Below are 16,332 nucleotides of genomic sequence, written 5' to 3' on the forward strand. Positions count from 1 at the left end.
GAGGTTTTATGGCTGCGCTACCGGATAAAGAAAAATTGCTGCGTAACTTTACGCGTTGCGCTAATTGGGAAGAGAAATATTTATATATTATTGAGTTGGGGCAGCGCCTGGCGGAGTTAAATCCGCAGGATCGCAATCCGCAAAATACGATTCATGGCTGTCAGAGCCAGGTGTGGATCGTGATGCGGCGAAACGCCAACGGCATTATCGAATTGCAGGGCGACAGCGACGCGGCGATCGTTAAAGGCCTTATGGCGGTGGTATTTATTTTGTACCACCAGATGACGGCGCAGGATATTGTGCATTTTGATGTCCGGCCATGGTTCGAAAAAATGGCGCTTACGCAGCACCTCACGCCTTCTCGTTCTCAGGGGCTGGAAGCAATGATTCGCGCAATTCGCGCTAAGGCCGCCACTCTTAGCTAAACTGTACAGACAGCGTTCTACCTGATGTCAAATCCTTTGTCGGACGGCGACGTCGCTTTATCCAGAGTGGACAGAGCGTGTATTTTGTTGTTCTGATAAGCGAAGCGCTATCAGCCGTCGCAGAGGACATCACCAGGAATACAGGAGGTTTGGTATGAAACGTGCGTCTTTCATTACGCTAACTATTATCGGCGCGTATAGCGCGCTACAGGCAGCCTGGGCGGTTGATTATCCATTACCGCCCGAAGGCAGCCGTCTTATTGGTCAGAATCAAACCTATACCGTACAGGAAGGTGATAAAAACCTGCAGGCTATCGCCCGGCGTTTTGATACGGCGGCGATGCTCATTCTTGAGGCGAACAATACGATTGCGCCAGTGCCTAAGCCCGGTACGCTAATTACCATTCCCTCGCAGATGCTATTGCCGGATGCGCCCAGGGAAGGTGTTATCGTCAACCTCGCGGAGCTACGGTTGTATTATTACCCGCCGGGAGAAAACCGCGTTCAGGTGTATCCCATCGGCATCGGTTTGCAGGGACTGGAAACTCCCGTCATGGACACCCGGATAGGGCAAAAGATCCCCAACCCGACGTGGACGCCGACGGCGGGCATACGCCAACGTTCGCTTGAGCGGGGGATCACGCTGCCGCCAGTGATCCCTGCCGGGCCAAATAACCCGCTGGGACGCTATGCGCTGCGTCTGGCGCACGGTAATGGGGAATATCTCATTCATGGCACCAGCGCGCCGGATAGCGTGGGTCTGCGCGTGAGTTCCGGTTGCATTCGCATGAACGCGCCGGACATCAAGGCGTTATTTGCGCAGGTCAGAACGGGGACGCCGGTAAAAGTGATTAACCAGCCGGTGAAATTCTCTGTCGAGCCGAATGGCATTCGTTATGTAGAGGTACACAGGCCGCTATCGCCGGAAGAAGAGCAAAACGTGCAGACGATGCCCTATGTGTTGCCTGCGGAATTTACCGCGTTCAGAAACGCGCAAGGGGTGGATAGTCGCCTGGTCGATAAGGCGCTATACCGGCGAGCCGGGTATCCAGTCAGCGTGAGCGCCGGGCAGACGCCAGCGGTAAATACGACCGCAGTCGAATCCGCTCAGAACGGTTTTGTCGGAGAAGAGGGGCAAACGCGCGTCACGCAGTAGCCTTCGCAGCAAACGACGGACAAAAAAATGGCGCACGATGTGCGCCATTTTATATCGTGCGTCAAATCATTTACAGATGCGGAATACTTTGTTATCCAGACGCTGGTTCGCGCGAGCTGCGTCGTCTTTAGCAGCCTGAACGTCGGAACGCATTGCATTTACATCATTACTCAGTTGCTCAACTTTAGCGCTCAGCGTCTGTACATCGGAAGACAACTGATCGATTTTAGCGTTGCTTGAACAACCTGCCAGTAACGTGGAACCCAGAACTACTGCACCTAAGATCAGTTTGTTAGTGCGGTTCATAACAATAACCTTATATTTTGTGTGGTTATATGGGTGAAAAAAATGGCGCACGATGTGCGCCATTTTTATTACGCAGGTACTATTACTTACGGTATTTAGTAGCCTGGTTGTCCAGACGCTGGTTAGCGCGAGCTGCGTCGTCTTTAGCAGCCTGAACGTCGGAACGCATTGCGTTCACGTCGTTGCTCAGCTGGTCAACTTTAGCGTTCAGAGTCTGAACGTCAGAAGACAGCTGATCGATTTTAGCGTTGCTGGAGCAACCAGCCAGCAGAGTAGAACCCAGGATTACCGCGCCCAGTACCAGTTTAGTACGATTCATTATTAATACCCTCTAGATTGAGTTAATCTCCATGTAGCGTTACAAGTATTACACAAACTTTTTTATGTTGAGAATATTTTTTTGATGGGAATGCACTTATTTTTGATCGTTCGCTCAAAGAAGCATCGAAATGCATGAAAGTCCCTAAAAAACCGAAAGAAAACAGGGGGCTTCCATCGGATTCTTCTTAGATAATCCGCAATTAGATAGTAAAATCCGATTTGATTTTTTTATTAATAGTGGCTATCGATTAAATAAAAAAAGCGCCGGAAGGGCGCTTTTTTAAACAAATTAATTCACACAACAATTATTACAGTACGTGAACAGAGGCGGTGTTAGTGGTGCCGCTTGGAACCAGCGCGCCGGAGACCATCACTACGACGTCGCCTTTCTGGGCGAGGCCGCTTTGCAGGGCGACATCTTTGCCCAGACGGTAGAAATCATCAGTAGAATTGATTTCTTTCACCAGCTGCGATACCACGCCTTTGCTCAGTACTAACTGGCGGGCGGTCACTTCATTGGTGGTCAATGCCAGGATGGTGGCGTCCGGGAAGTATTTACGCACGGCGCGAGCGGATTTACCGCCCTGGGTCGCTACCACGATCAGCGGCGCTTCCAGTTTTTCGGCGGTTTCTACCGCGCCGCGGCATACTGCTTCCGTAATGCGCAGTTTACGGCTGTCGTTGTTGTAGTCCAGACGGCTGTTCATGACGCGGTCGGTACGTTCGCAGATGGTCGCCATGATAGAAACGGCTTCCAGCGGGTATTTCCCTTTTGCGGATTCGCCGGACAGCATAACCGCATCCGTACCGTCGAGGATGGCGTTCGCAACGTCGCCTGCTTCTGCGCGGGTCGGACGCGGGTTTTTGATCATAGAATCCAGCATCTGAGTCGCGGTGATCACGACTTTACGTGCGCGGATACATTTTTCGATCATCATTTTCTGCGCAAAGATCACTTCTTCAACCGGGATTTCTACGCCCAGGTCGCCACGCGCAACCATGATGCCGTCAGAAGCTTCGAGAATTTCATCGAAGTTGTTCAGGCCTTCCTGGTTTTCGATCTTAGAGATAATCTGGATGTTTTCGCCGCCGTGGGCTTTCAGATGCTCGCGAATTTCGACAACGTCAGAACGTTTACGGATAAAGGAGGCCGCAACAAAGTCAACGCCCTGTTCGCAACCGAAGATCAGGTCCTGTTTGTCTTTTTCAGCCAGCGCCGGCAGAGCAATAGAAACGCCCGGCAGGTTAACGCCTTTGTTCTCGCCCAGATCGCCGTTGTTCAGCACCTTACAAATGACTTTATTGCCTTCGATGGCGGTCACTTCCATACCGATCAGACCATCGTCAACCAGGACGGTGTTGCCAACGCTCAGGTCGCTGGTGAAGCCTTCATAGGTGACGGCAACGATTTCATTATTACCGACCACGGATTTGTCGGTGGTAAAAGTAAAGGTTTGGCCCGCTTTCAGCGAAACGTCGTTACCGCCTTCCAGTTTAATGGTGCGGATTTCTGGTCCTTTAGTATCAAGCAGAATAGCGGCTTTTTTACCAGTTTTGCTCATCACGTTGCGCAAGTTCTGGATACGCTGACCGTGTTCTGCATAATCGCCATGAGAGAAGTTCAGACGCATCACGTTCATGCCCGCGTCCAGCATTTTGCTTAACATCTCTTCGGATTCGGTTTTCGGACCGATAGTACAAACAATTTTCGTCTTTTTCATGACAGTCTTAGTCTTTAAGTTGAGGAGGATATGGAAATCTGGCTTCGGGCGCGCACGGCCCGGAAGCTAAGCCTGTGTTGCTAAAGTGATGATGCCTCGCTCTAAGGATAGGTGACATCGAAAGAGCGTGCAGAGGAATGTGTGCTCGCGTTTCAGCCCAACGGGAAGGGGATAATTTTAGTCGTTGAGTTTTACAGTCCAATGCGCTGAAACCATTCAAGAGACAATTGGCGCGCATTATACGCTGAAATTTACAAAAAAGGAAAATGAAAACCCTGTTTCAAAAGACATCTGTGCAGATCCACAACGGTTTGTTATTACGCTGTTTACGATGTCGCTGGCGATGACGCCGCCCGAACAGGGGCGGCGTTGCGCAACAATGGGTGTTGTTGCGCATAATGTCAATCGAGCAACTTTTTGCCTTCCAGGTCGATGGCGATGTTTTGGTTGTGTGCTTTTCGATAGCACAGAATCGCTATCCCGATCGCCGCCCAGCTAATTCCGAGTATCAGAGCGTGAATGTTCATGTTTAAACAGACGTAGCCGATGACGATCATCCCCATGATCGGCGAAATGACATGGGCGAAAATGCGCCGCTGGGCTTTCATCCGGAAATTGAACAGGATAAACACACACAGGTTCACGACAAAAAAAGCGAAAAGCGCGCCAAAGTTCACCAGCGTGGAGATAGATTCAATCTTGCCGGAAAACAGGTAGCTGAGCAGCAGGGTGACGCCGCCGGTAAACAGAATGGCGTAATCCGGCGTTTTACGCGTGGTATGGACGTGAGCGAGGAAGGCGGGCAACATTCGGTCGCGCCCCATTGAAAATAACACTCTGGACACCGCCGTTTGCGCGGTAATAATGTTGCCGACGGCGCACACAAACGCCACAATGATGGAAAATGCCACTTTGAGCCAGATACCGCCAACGTTGCCGGCAATGGTGAAAAATGCTTCATTCGTCGCATTGCCTTCCGCGAAGCGGTCGACATTACCGGTGGCGAACGCCGCAAACGCCACAACGATAATAAACAGTACCGTCGCCAAAACTAACGCCAACAGCGTTGCTTTACTGACGGCGCGTCCCCCGCCTTCGCTTTCTTCACTTAATGTACTGATAGCGTCAAAGCCGAGAAAGTTCAGCGCCGCCACCGAAATCGCCGTCGCGATGAGCCCTGGGGTGAACCACTGTGAATCGAAAAAAGGCCGGAAGGAAAGCGTTATCTGACTACTGTCCAGCAGCATCAGACGGACAATGAGTAGCACGAAAATCGCCAGAATACCGAGTTGAATAAAGACCAGTAACTTATCGAATTTCGCCGTTTGCTGTATCCCGAGATAGTTGACTCCGGTGCCAATAGCCACATAAATCAACGGCCAGACCCAGACCGGGATTTGCGGTAAAATAGCGTGGACCGCGACGCCGCCCAGCACTGCCACGAGCGTAGGGAACAAAAGATAATCCAGCAGTAATATCCATCCGGTCAGAAACCCTACGGCGGGATTAATGCATACGCCAGCATACGCATAGGCCGAACCCGACGAGGAGATATGTTGCGATAAGGTAGAGTAGCTGTACGCGGTAAAAAACATCGCGATCGCGCCAATAATATAAACCAGCGCAACCATACCGTGCGAAAGATTATAAACGACGCCATAAAGAGAGACTGGCGCGATAGGCACCATAAACACCAGACCATAAAGCACTAAATCGGTAAGAGACAATTTTTTGACTTTTTTCATGATAAATACCTTAATGGCTTTTTATGCCAGATCGCGTAAAAACGCGCTTACCGCTGCGAGGCAGGGCGCGATATTTTCTTCATGCGGGTTATGGCTGCTGCCAGGAATAGTGACCGCGCGGCAGTCTGAAATGTGAGAGAGCAGCGGAGAGACGACGCGCTCGGTTGCCTGATCGTTTTCGCCGCGTAGTACCAGAACAGGACAGCGTATCTGGCACAAATGGGGCGTAATATCCCAGTCGGCAAGTTTGCCATTTGCCGCCAGTTCATTGGTTCCCCATAAAATGTGATAACCCGTAGGGTCGGCGGCGAACTGCGCATTAGATCGCTGAACATGAACGGCTTCTTCCGCGAGGGTATAAACGTGCCTGGCATAATAAGCGACCAGCTGTTCCGGTGGGTTTTGATAAATGACGGCGGGCATAATGACGTTTTTGATATCGTCATCGGACATTGGCGTCAGAGCGTTAAAGAGCCGTATGGCTTCCTGTTGCCACAGGGCGATACTGGCCGGCGAACTGGCCAGTATCGTCCCGCGAAGCCCGGCAGGCTGTAAGCAGGCGTGCTCTGCGGCAAGCATTCCGCCCCAGGAATGTCCCAGTATCGAATACCCGTGTCCAATACCCAGGTGATGAATTAATTGGGTTAATTGACGGAGATAACGCGCAATAGTCCAGAAAGACGCGTCGGCATGAGGAAAATGCGTTGAACGACCGCAGCCATATTGATCGTAAAATATTACCATGCGCCCGTCATCAGCCAGACGGCGATAATTTAATAAATAATCAAAGCCGCCAGAAGGGCCGCCGTGAAGGATAATGAGCGGCGTGAGTAATGATTTTCTGTCTCCATAAATCCGATAGCTTGTCAATATGTTTTCAGAAAACATTTCGCCATAGAGATAAGTATCATTCATATTCTTAATGACTCAGTGTGTGGCAGGGCAGGCGAAATTTATATTCGCCTGGATAATATTATTTTTTTATTGTGTGTAAAACATTACACCAGAAGGTGGCGTAATGTTCCCATTGCAGAAACTGCGGACTTCCCCAGTGCGGCGAACAATCACTGGCAAAGCAACATACTTTCCCTTTATGGTAAGTACCCATAACTAACAGTGGATCGCCATTAATTTCAGCAAGGACCTGACTATTTTCTTTGGCGATAAGCTTGTTATAGCCCAATAGCGGCGGCCATTCGCTAAATGGCTGGGTAATAACATGCTCTACCGCAGTATTTACTGCTTTACATCCTTGCGGTAGTTCTACGCGGTCATCTACATCCAGCATATCAACCGGCAATACCTCCGCCAGAACCGTATTTTTATAATTGGCTTTTGCTTCTATTCCCGTAAAGGATAAATACCCGCCGATCATCAACAGACCGCCGCCCTCAGCAACATAATCGGCGATAAGTTGTAATGCATCAGGAATAATGTCCATATTATAAAACGTTCTGTTTTGTAGCAGGAACGTATTGCTACCGATATCACTGATGACGATCGCATCATAGCAGGCTAATGCTTCGGCGGTTTGTGGAAAACGAGTTTGCACAATATGGGCAGGCATGTAGTCTACATCGATATTACCCTGACGTAAGCAGGATAATAAATAGTCTGCGCCTTCTTCGTATTTGCTCGATGTAAAGCTATCAAAACCTTTAGAGTGAATCATATGAATGTGCCAGGATTCGCCAATAAATAAAATTTTCATTATGTCACCTGTTAATTAATGTGAATGACTTTATTAGATTGGGTACGCATTCGATGTAAAACCTGCAAGTGCTGAGGCATACTCGACGCACCGACTTGTTCCACCGCCAGAGAAGCGAAAGCGGAGGCATATTGAATGGCTGCGACCATGTCTGCTTGTCGCGCCAGCGCGGCGGCTAAGGCGCCATTAAAAGCGTCACCGGCCCCGGCGGCATCTTTTACCACGGCGCTCCACGCAGGAATATACAACGTGCGGGCGTGCTCACAGAGCAGAGATCCACGGGCGCCAAGGGTAATGATGACTTTTTTCACCCCGGATTGCAGAATAATATTTCCGGCTTTTTTCGCATCATTAATATCAGTAATGGTTACGCCGGATAAAAAAGAGGCTTCAGTTTCATTCGGCGTGATGATGTCAATATCAGATAATAAATGCGTCACCTGTTTCGTATAGGGGGCAGGATTCAGCATGATCATTTTATTTTCTTGTTTGCCCAGGCGAATAAATTCAGTCAACGCTTCAATGTTCGTTTCGAGCTGCATTAACATAACGTCAGACTCGGCGATATAACGGTGTTGCTCGTTAATCTCTTGCGTGGTGAGCATCATATTGGCGCCAGGGTAGATGGCGATAATATTATCGCCATCCACGGCGGAGACATAGATCAATGCGCTACCGGTGGGCGCTTTATCTGTTTGATACGCGCTGTATGAGGCGATACCTGATTGAATAATATGATTCATAGCAAATGCGCTGAACTGATCTTTGCCCACTTTAAAAATAAAATGTGCCGCAGCGCCGGCATTGTTCGCCGCTAAAGCCTGGTTGGCTCCTTTACCGCCAGGATAGAATCCAAATTGACTGGCCAGAATGGATTCTCCGCTTTGTGGAAACCACGGCACGGTTGCTGAAACATCAATATTGAATGAGCCTAAAACACACACCTTGCCTGCTTTTTTTGTGTTTTCCCGGCGCAGTTTTGCATCCTGATGGATTGGTGTGGCGATAGTGCTGGAAATATCAATCTTATTTTCAGTGATAAGCTTACTCAGCGCGTCACGGTTTAAAATTCCTCCGCCATAGCAACGCTGAAGCATACCTGATTTCTGGAAATAGCGTAGATCGGAACGAATAGTCTCCTGGCTAACCTTATAAAGGTCTGAAAGTTTACTGACGCTAACACTATTATCCTTTATCAGTAAATTAATGATGGCATGACGTCTTTCTTCTTTAAACATATTGCCTCCGGGTAGTGAGTTGAATTGTATTTATGGCAATGTTGTCATGCGGTGAATTCAATCACAGATTATGCGGTCAACCGGAAGTAACCCCAAATGAATGTCAATAATCAGAAGCGCAGCCAATGTGTTAAATATTAATTGCTTACAGAAGGGGAAAATAGTTTTGTGAGTGTTGTCATATATTTTCTATGTAATATGACGGGGTGAACGTAAAATAGTTGGGCTTGCACGATTCAGTGAGTATATGCAGCCGGACAGCGTTCGCTTATCAGTCGCTACCCTCGACGAAATAAGACGATATCGCTCTCCGGCCCTGGGGTTATATACGCTCGATTTTTGCCGGCAGCCCCTGACGTACCGCCGCGCCAGAAACCCAGTCGAGCCAGGTGTTGGTAATGGTTCTTGTCGGATCGGCAAAGCCCAGATCGTTAAGATTTATGCCTGCCCTGATTTGTGGATCATACGGCATAGGCACGCCGTCCAGAGAGTGCTGCGTTGCGCCCATCTCGCGGTGGCCATATCCGTGTTCGATGGCGATGACGCCTGGCATCACGCCATTTAACAAACTGATTTGCGCCACGACCTGACCGCCCGGCGTAATGATCCGTACCCGATCGCCATGTTGCAGTCCATAACGCTCGCCGTCTTGCGGATTCAGCGCCACCAGGTTTGCTGGCTTCACATGGTGTAAGCGCGGGATGACGGCTGTTGAGCTGGACATGGTATTTGATTTAAATGAAATCAGTTTCAGCGGCCATTGCCCAATGGGAAACTGGTCGTCAATCGCACGACCATCTGACAAACGCGCCGGATACCAGACCGGGCAACCGCTGAAACGCTCCCCGGTGATGGCGTGACGGTGGGCGGCGACATCTGCATTCCAGATCTGTAAGGGTTTTTTCCACGCGTTACCTAACCGTTGCTCCGTATAGCCGCTATCCTCGGGCGCAAACCGGCCGCCACGCGAGTAGATAAACGCCACGCGACCGACCTCATCAGCTTTAAGCGTGTGCTGAATTGCTGGCAGAATGCGGCTGACGCCGGTAAGTGTAATATCTTCCTGATTTGCCGGCGCGACCGGCGTCTTGCCCATAAAGGCGATATTAGCGGCTACGCGCAGATAGAAGTCTTCCGCCCGGTTCAGTGGAAAAGCATTGCCCTGCGGATCGGTTATCGCCCGGTCGCCGAAGCCGGGCAGATGGAGCCGTTTTGCTACCGCAATACAAAAGGCTTCCATTGAGACAGGTTGCCCGTCCGCCGTTCGGTGAGTGGCGGGGGCGACAACCGGCCAGCGGGCGGTAGTGGCTTTACTGGCTACGCCGCCCCAGGGCGCCGTAAAGCCCCAGCTCTCAAAATTGTGCGTATCCGGCACAATGTAATCCGCCAGCGCCGTCGTTTCATTCATAAAGGCGTCAATCGCGATAAAGAGCGGCAGTCGGCGAGGGTCTTTTAGCTTTTCTTCCGCCACGGCGCGTAGACCGGGAACACCGTAAAACGGGTTGCTCATATTGGAAATCCAGGCTTTAAGCGGATAAGGATAGCCTTCGAGCGCGGAGGTCAACAGTTCGGTAAGCTGGCCTGCCACAAAGGGATACCACGGCGCTTTGGCTGGATAAGGGGATTGCCCGCCGGCAATTTTGTCGCGGTATTCTTCCGATGCTTCATAAGCGGTTTTGCTACGGGCAATACTTAATCCGGACGGTTTCACTTTTCCGGCAAAACTGTTCATGTTGTAGCGGGGGCCGTCGCTAACGCCGTTGAATTTGCCGCCGCCGACAAAGACGCCGCCGGACAAGCTGAGGTTGCCGATCAGCGCGTTAAGCATCATGACCGACCAGGCGTTATAAAACCCATTGCCGGCCATCATGCCGCCGTGACTGATGACCGCGGCTTTACGTCCGTGACCGGTAAAGGTTTCCGCCAGCGCGATAATTTGCGCTTCCGGCACGCCGCACTGTTCGCTGTATTGCGCCAACGAGAGCTTTTCTGCCGCCTCTTTCAGGCGTTGCAACCCGCTCTTCACCGTGACCCGTTGGCCGTCGGCGAGCGTAACGTACTGCGTCACGAAAAGCCGTGCCTGTCGGCAAGTGGACGCATCGACCAACTCGCCGTCGGTATTCAGCACGACGGGGGTCTCTTCGCCATCGGGCGTAAGATGGCGCAGCGTCAGGTGTTGTCCGGCAAGCGTCGGCAGTTCATCCGCAATGACCAGGTGCGTGGCGTTGGTCCAACTTTGCTCGCCGGCCTGCTGCATCGCTTGTACGCCGGGAATCGCCAGATAATCAGCATTATAACGTTGATTATCCATGATCCAGCGGATCATCCCCATTGCCAGCGCCGAATCGCTGCCGGGCATGACCGGTTGCCAGCGACCGCGAGGATCGGCGAGCACCGTTGATAAGGGCAGGGCAGGGGCGACCACGACGTATTGAAAATTCTCACGCAGCCGGGCGCTCGCCAACTGACGCGCCTGGCGTTTAAACGGATTGCCGGACTGTGCCGGGGAGGTGCCCATAAAGAGCGCAAACTCCACGTTTTCCCAGTCGGGTTTGACATGCGGGTTTTTATCCAGATCGCCCATCAGCGCCCCGGAGCCGGCCCGGTAAGCCAGTCCACAGTAGGCGCCATGCGCGCCGAAATTTTTGCTGCCGAAGCTATTTAGCGCAAAACGACGCAGAAACGCATCGCGGCCTTCGTCGCTGGTATTCGTGACCAGTAACTGATTGGTTTTGGGCCCGAAACTGGGGTGCTTTGCGTCAATTGGCGTATCCGGCGCATGAATCGCGCGCAGTCCGTCCACATGACCTTCACCAAACAGATCGCCGCCTTCCACGACCTCTTCAATAAGCTGCTCAAAGCTGATGCGCTGCCATTTCCCTTCGCCGCGTTTACCCACGCGTTTCATCGGTTCAAGCAGTCGCAGCGGACTGTACAGGCTTTCCAGCAGCGTGGCGCCGCGCGCGCAGGCGGTTGAGCGGGCGTCAAGACCGCTTTCTCCCGCCAGTTGCTCCATGGCTTCGCTAAAAGGGACGGACGAGTCAATCGGGTGTTCCTGCGACAAGGGGTGATAGGGATTGCCGGCGATGCGTATCACTTTGCCATCGGCATTAACCCGGGCGCGGATACCGCACTGTGTCCAACAGCCGAAGCATTGCGTCATGGCGATGGTTTGTTGTGGATTTTGCTGCCAGTGCGTTTGCGCCTGCGCCTCCGGAATTAACGCATTGCCAAAGATGCGGTCGCGCGTTACCTTGCCGGATGTCCCGTTTAACAGGCCATCAATTGCGCGTTTCGCCACATCACGGTAGCTCAGACCAAAAGTGACCATCCCACCGACGGCGAGACCGACTTTTAGCCACTGACGACGGGTTAAATTAGCCATGTTGTAATCTCCTGGTGAGTCCGTTCAGCGTTTCACGAATAATAATCAGTAGCGCTATCCACAGGCCGAAGGTGCCGAGAATAGCCAGCCAGCCATCCGTTCCGCCTGGTAACGAGTAAGGGTTAAATTGCGCGTTGAACTTGGGTACGGTTTGTACCTGAATCAACAATGTCCAGCGCATCAGCCAACATAGCGCCAGCGCGCTCAGAACCAGCAGGACGCGTCTTAGCTGCGATAACGGATGACGTAGCGCCAGGCTACAGAACAGTAGTGTGAATACCCACAGCGCTAGCCAGCCGACAGCGTAATATTTGGCTGACAGGGCGACAGTAATCCACTGACGGATTGCCGTGCCGGAAAGCGTATCGCCGCTAACCCACATGGCCACAACCAGCCCCAGCGCCGCCAGCGTCCAGATTTGTCCCCACAATATTTTTGGCAGCCTTACCGAGTCGCGTCGGGCGGCGACAATCATCAGCGCGAAGAACGCCTGTAAGGCGCTAAGAAACATCGCCACGGGGAAGGCGTAGCTAAACCAGATTGGGCGCGCCAGCACAACGGAGACTTCGCGGCCGGTATAAATCAACAGGCCCACCGCGCAAAGCGCGCTGGCTAACGCCAACCATTTAGTGACGTTGTAACTTTTATTGAATAATCGTTTTATTTGCTGCGCCAGGAACCACAGCGCGAGAAACCCGGTAAACAGCGGCAGGAATAACGCTCCCCAGGGCATCCACGACCAGGGCGTCGGCCAGGCATAGAAATGCCAGACGCGGGCGGTCTGGTGCAGATCCGCCGTCAGCGCCAACGGTGCGGTAATCGCACAGGTAATGGCAATCAGTAATGCCCGATTTTCTTCTGTTGCGGCGTCTTTTTTCCGCCAGTGAAGATAACAGGCAAACAGTGCGGCGCAGGCGGCAATACCAATAAAAAAGAAATATTGTACCGCCCACGGCAGCCAGCTAATGTCCTGCGGGTGAGCCAGCACTTCTTCAATGATGAGTGAATGCGTCATTCAGACCTCCTGCCAAAGCGCGGGCTGCGCACGGCCCATTAATGGGGTGACAAAGGCGTCGTCCAGACCCAGGTAGAAAACATGGGGCGACGTGCCGTTTTCCGGCTTTAATACCTTGATAGCGTCGCGATGTTGATGAAGCATGGTGGAGATGCGGCTATGGGGATCTTTGATATCGCCAATAATACGCGCGCCGCCGACGCAGGACTCTACGCAAGCGGGTAACAGCCCGGCTTCCAGACGATGGACGCAAAACGTGCATTTATCGGCAGTTTGCGTTTCATGATTGATAAATCGGGCGTCGTAAGGACACGCCTGGACACAATAGGCGCAGCCGACGCAGCGTTTGTTATCCACCACCACAATGCCATCTTCCCGCTGAAAGGTGGCTTGTACCGGGCAGACCGGCACACAGGGGGGGTTATCGCAATGGTTGCACAGACGCGGCAACAGCACATTCGTGACTTCCTGACTACCTTCACGCTGGACCTGGTATTGGTTCACGGTCGTACGAAACGCGCCCTGCGGCGTTTGGTTTTCAATAGTGCAACTTACGGTACAGGACTGACAGCCGATACAACGCCGCAGGTCGATAAGCATGGCGTAACGGTGTCGGGGAGAGCCTTCATGCCGCTCCGGCGAAAAAGGAAATTTCGCTTCAGCCAGCGGAACCAGCGAGGCGCCAGCGGTCAGGACGCCGAGCTGCTGGAGAAATTGCCGTTTACTGCTGTCCATATTGACTCCCGTCCACATTGCCAACAATGAAACATTTGTCACGATGTTGGTTCATGTGTAATGAATAAAAAATGTTGATGATTTACAGTGTAAAAATCGAGGCGGGGTGCGCTCTATTGTGGTTAACCACATACCCGGCTTGTTGTTGATCTAAAACAACATAATTGACAGGGATATTGGGGTGAGAGGTAAAACCGTAAGGCGCCTGGCGGTGTTGGCGGCAGTAGGGCTACTTTGTCATGGCGCGTGGGCAGGGACGTGGAATATCGGTATTTTGGCCATGCGCGGCGAGGCGTCTACGCGTAGCCACTGGCAACCGTTGGCAAAGACATTAAGCCAACAGCTTCCAGGCGAAACCTTTCACATCCAGCCGCTGGATCTGCATCAAATGCAGGAGGCCGTTAACCAGGGAACCGTGCAGTTTGTGATAACCAACCCGGCGCAATTTGTCCAACTGAACAGCCATGCGCCGCTCCGCTGGTTAGCTTCCCTGCGCTCCACGCGCGATGGGAAAGCGGTGAGCAATGTTATTGGCAGCGTGATTTTGACCCGGCGCGATAGCGGCATCACCACGGCGCATGATCTCATCGGTAAGACAGTCGGCGCGATTGATGCTCAGGCGTTTGGCGGCTATTTATTAGGCTATAAAGCGCTCAGCGACGCGGGCTTACGCCCGGAGCGCGATTTTCATCTCCGTTTTACCGGATTTCCTGGCGATGCCTTAGTCTATATGCTGCGCGAAAAAGCGGTGCAGGCGGCAATTGTGCCAGTGTGCCTGTTAGAAAATATGGATCAGGAAGGATTGATTAATAAAAAGGACTTTATCGCGCTGCTTGCCCGACCGACGCCCCTGCCTTGCTTAACCAGTACGCCGTTATATCCTGACTGGTCGTTCGCGGCGCTACCTGCGGTAAGCGATGCGCTGGCGGATCGCGTAACGCGAGCGCTATTCAACGCGCCCGCCGCCGCGTCATTTCACTGGGGCGCGCCAGCGTCGACCAGTCAGGTGGAAGCGTTGCTGCGTGATGTTCGTCAGCACCCTCAGCAGCGTCGACTGTGGCTGGATGTCAAAAGTTGGTTAATCCAGCACCAGCTAATGGTCGGCGGCGTGATTTTGGCGTTCCTGTTGCTCACGCTCAATTATATTTGGGTCATGCTGCTGGTGCGTCGACGTGGAAAGCAACTGGAACGTAATAGCGTAGTTCTTCATCAGCATGAGCGGGCGCTGGAAACCGCCCGGCAAATGAGCGTGTTGGGTGAAATGACCTCCGGGTTTGCCCATGAGCTTAATCAGCCGCTTTCCGCGATTCGACATTATGCCCAGGGGTGCCTGATTCGACTGCGCGCTGCAGATGAACAGCATCCCTTGCTGCCGGCGCTGGAGCAGATTGACCAGCAGGCGCAACGCGGTGCGGATACTCTGCGTAACCTGCGTCACTGGGTCAGCCAGGCGCAGGGCAACCCGGTGCTAACCGAAGCGTGGAAGGCCATAGCCATTCGCGAGGCGATTGATCATGTCTGGCAATTGTTGCGTATGGCGCAACAATTTCCGACAGTGACTCTGCATACCGAGGTTAGCGCTGCGCTGCGCGTAACGCTGCCGTCAGTGCTGCTGGAACAGGTGCTGGCGAATATCATTCTTAATGCGGCTCAGGCGGGCGCCACCCATTTATGGATCGTTGCTGAACGCACTGAAAACGGCATCAGCATCGTTTTACAGGATAACGCCGGGGGAATCGACGAGGCGCTATTACGTCAGGCGTTTCAGCCGTTTATGACCACCCGCAAAGAGGGGATGGGCTTAGGGCTGGCGATTTGCCAGCGGCTGGTGCGGTATGGGCGGGGCGATATCAGCATCAGGAACCAGACCGCGCCGGACGGTCTGTCGGGAACGGTGGTCACGATACATTTCTTACATGAACATGGGGGCAGGGATGGCGACAATTCATCTACTGGATGATGATACGGCGGTCACTAACGCGTGCGCGTTTTTACTGGAAAGTCTGGGATATGACGTAAAATGCTGGACGCAGGGGGCGGATTTTTTGGCGCAGGCCAGTCTGTATCAGGCCGGGGTCGTATTACTGGATATGCGAATGCCGGTACTGGATGGGCAGGGCGTTCATGATGCGTTGCGCCAGTGCGGAAGTACCCTGGCGGTTGTTTTTCTTACCGGGCATGGCGATGTACCGATGGCCGTGGAGCAGATGAAACGCGGCGCCGTCGATTTTCTGCAAAAACCGGTATCGGTAAAACCGCTACAGGCGGCGCTGGAGCGTGCGCTGACGGTTTCATCGGCAGCGGTGGCGCGCCGTGAGATTATACTGTGTTACCAGCAGTTGACGCCGAAAGAGCGTGAGCTGGCCAGCCTGGTGGCAAAAGGGTTTATGAACCGTGAAATTGCGGAAGCGATGAATATCGCGGTGCGTACCGTAGAGGTGCACCGCGCCAGAGTCATGGAAAAAATGCAGGCCGGTAGCCTGGCGGAACTGATTAGACGCTTCGAAAAAATGGCCTCGCCAGAGACCAGAATACGAACAACGTATGAGCCATGAATAATAAACTGCGTTATTT

14 protein-coding genes are annotated in these 16,332 nt (G+C 52.5%); 4 read left to right on the forward strand and 10 right to left on the reverse strand.

Translation table 11 applies throughout. The features are described from left to right. Nucleotides 1-8 precede the first annotated feature (8 nt). Nucleotides 9-425: a cysteine desulfuration protein SufE gene (gene sufE / locus ACH0WD_RS01230; protein WP_000729470.1), complete on the forward strand. Its 417-nt coding sequence runs from the start codon at nucleotides 9-11 to the stop codon at nucleotides 423-425. 154 nt (nucleotides 426-579) lie between these two features. Continuing rightward, nucleotides 580-1,581 carry a L,D-transpeptidase family protein gene (locus ACH0WD_RS01235; protein WP_000817060.1) on the forward strand — a complete coding sequence of 334 codons (1,002 nt, stop codon included), beginning with the start codon at nucleotides 580-582 and terminating at the stop codon, nucleotides 1,579-1,581. Between the two features lie 66 nt (nucleotides 1,582-1,647). On the opposite strand, the gene ACH0WD_RS01240 is transcribed toward ACH0WD_RS01235, so the two are convergent. From ACH0WD_RS01240 to ttrB, 10 genes are all read right to left on the reverse strand, one after another. Continuing rightward, complete coding sequence (locus ACH0WD_RS01240) at nucleotides 1,648-1,887, reverse strand: major outer membrane lipoprotein (protein ID WP_001082327.1); 240 nt, start codon at nucleotides 1,885-1,887, stop codon at nucleotides 1,648-1,650. Nucleotides 1,888-1,969: 82 nt separating this feature from the next. After that, nucleotides 1,970-2,206 (reverse strand): murein lipoprotein Lpp, encoded by a 237-nt coding sequence (lpp, locus tag ACH0WD_RS01245; protein ID WP_001082307.1) that lies wholly within the window; start codon nucleotides 2,204-2,206, stop codon nucleotides 1,970-1,972. 310 nt (nucleotides 2,207-2,516) lie between these two features. After that, a complete protein-coding gene (gene pykF / locus ACH0WD_RS01250) occupies nucleotides 2,517-3,929 on the reverse strand; it encodes a pyruvate kinase PykF (protein WP_000751447.1) in 1,413 nt (470 codons plus the stop codon). A gap of 401 nt (nucleotides 3,930-4,330) precedes the next feature. Then, nucleotides 4,331-5,674: an APC family permease gene (locus tag ACH0WD_RS01255; protein ID WP_000756089.1), complete on the reverse strand. Its 1,344-nt coding sequence runs from the start codon at nucleotides 5,672-5,674 to the stop codon at nucleotides 4,331-4,333. Between the two features lie 21 nt (nucleotides 5,675-5,695). Then, complete coding sequence (locus tag ACH0WD_RS01260; RefSeq protein WP_001000508.1) at nucleotides 5,696-6,589, reverse strand: proline iminopeptidase-family hydrolase; 894 nt, start codon at nucleotides 6,587-6,589, stop codon at nucleotides 5,696-5,698. A gap of 58 nt (nucleotides 6,590-6,647) precedes the next feature. Beyond that, nucleotides 6,648-7,385 carry a glutamine amidotransferase gene (locus tag ACH0WD_RS01265; RefSeq protein ID WP_000697187.1) on the reverse strand — a complete coding sequence of 246 codons (738 nt, stop codon included), beginning with the start codon at nucleotides 7,383-7,385 and terminating at the stop codon, nucleotides 6,648-6,650. 11 nt (nucleotides 7,386-7,396) lie between these two features. After that, a complete protein-coding gene (locus ACH0WD_RS01270) occupies nucleotides 7,397-8,623 on the reverse strand; it encodes a PfkB family carbohydrate kinase (RefSeq protein ID WP_000471815.1) in 1,227 nt (408 codons plus the stop codon). Nucleotides 8,624-8,945: 322 nt separating this feature from the next. After that, on the reverse strand, nucleotides 8,946-12,008 hold the full coding sequence (ttrA, locus tag ACH0WD_RS01275) for a tetrathionate reductase subunit TtrA (RefSeq protein WP_000002369.1): 3,063 nt from the start codon (nucleotides 12,006-12,008) through the stop codon (nucleotides 8,946-8,948). Next, on the reverse strand, nucleotides 12,001-13,023 hold the full coding sequence (gene ttrC, locus ACH0WD_RS01280; RefSeq protein ID WP_000149757.1) for a tetrathionate reductase subunit TtrC: 1,023 nt from the start codon (nucleotides 13,021-13,023) through the stop codon (nucleotides 12,001-12,003). Before ttrC ends, ttrA begins: the two co-directional genes overlap by 8 nt. Next, nucleotides 13,024-13,758: a tetrathionate reductase subunit TtrB gene (ttrB, locus tag ACH0WD_RS01285; RefSeq protein ID WP_001527654.1), complete on the reverse strand. Its 735-nt coding sequence runs from the start codon at nucleotides 13,756-13,758 to the stop codon at nucleotides 13,024-13,026. It abuts the gene before it with no gap. Nucleotides 13,759-13,939: 181 nt separating this feature from the next. On the opposite strand from ttrB, the gene ttrS reads away from it, so the two are divergent. Continuing rightward, on the forward strand, nucleotides 13,940-15,718 hold the full coding sequence (gene ttrS / locus ACH0WD_RS01290) for a tetrathionate respiration histidine kinase TtrS (RefSeq protein ID WP_001214406.1): 1,779 nt from the start codon (nucleotides 13,940-13,942) through the stop codon (nucleotides 15,716-15,718). Further along, on the forward strand, nucleotides 15,693-16,313 hold the full coding sequence (gene ttrR, locus ACH0WD_RS01295; protein WP_000190927.1) for a tetrathionate respiration response regulator TtrR: 621 nt from the start codon (nucleotides 15,693-15,695) through the stop codon (nucleotides 16,311-16,313). Before ttrS ends, ttrR begins: the two co-directional genes overlap by 26 nt. Nucleotides 16,314-16,332 lie beyond the last annotated feature (19 nt).

Origin of the sequence: Salmonella sp. 2020_1395 (assembly GCF_043848115.1) — a bacterium.
Lineage (GTDB): Bacteria > Pseudomonadota > Gammaproteobacteria > Enterobacterales > Enterobacteriaceae > Salmonella > Salmonella enterica.

Excerpts from the sequence above, each read along its gene's own strand:
- sufE (WP_000729470.1), top strand. The coding sequence starts at position 9 with ATGGCTGCGCTACCGGATAAAGAAAAATTGCTGCGTAACTTTACGCGT.
- ACH0WD_RS01235 (WP_000817060.1), top strand. The coding sequence starts at position 580 with ATGAAACGTGCGTCTTTCATTACGCTAACTATTATCGGCGCGTATAGC.
- ACH0WD_RS01240 (WP_001082327.1), bottom strand. The coding sequence starts at position 1,887 with ATGAACCGCACTAACAAACTGATCTTAGGTGCAGTAGTTCTGGGTTCC.
- lpp (WP_001082307.1), bottom strand. The coding sequence starts at position 2,206 with ATGAATCGTACTAAACTGGTACTGGGCGCGGTAATCCTGGGTTCTACT.
- pykF (WP_000751447.1), bottom strand. The coding sequence starts at position 3,929 with ATGAAAAAGACGAAAATTGTTTGTACTATCGGTCCGAAAACCGAATCC.
- ACH0WD_RS01255 (WP_000756089.1), bottom strand. The coding sequence starts at position 5,674 with ATGAAAAAAGTCAAAAAATTGTCTCTTACCGATTTAGTGCTTTATGGT.
- ACH0WD_RS01260 (WP_001000508.1), bottom strand. The coding sequence starts at position 6,589 with ATGAATGATACTTATCTCTATGGCGAAATGTTTTCTGAAAACATATTG.
- ACH0WD_RS01265 (WP_000697187.1), bottom strand. The coding sequence starts at position 7,385 with ATGAAAATTTTATTTATTGGCGAATCCTGGCACATTCATATGATTCAC.
- ACH0WD_RS01270 (WP_000471815.1), bottom strand. The coding sequence starts at position 8,623 with ATGTTTAAAGAAGAAAGACGTCATGCCATCATTAATTTACTGATAAAG.
- ttrA (WP_000002369.1), bottom strand. The coding sequence starts at position 12,008 with ATGGCTAATTTAACCCGTCGTCAGTGGCTAAAAGTCGGTCTCGCCGTC.
- ttrC (WP_000149757.1), bottom strand. The coding sequence starts at position 13,023 with ATGACGCATTCACTCATCATTGAAGAAGTGCTGGCTCACCCGCAGGAC.
- ttrB (WP_001527654.1), bottom strand. The coding sequence starts at position 13,758 with ATGGACAGCAGTAAACGGCAATTTCTCCAGCAGCTCGGCGTCCTGACC.
- ttrR (WP_000190927.1), top strand. The coding sequence starts at position 15,693 with ATGGCGACAATTCATCTACTGGATGATGATACGGCGGTCACTAACGCG.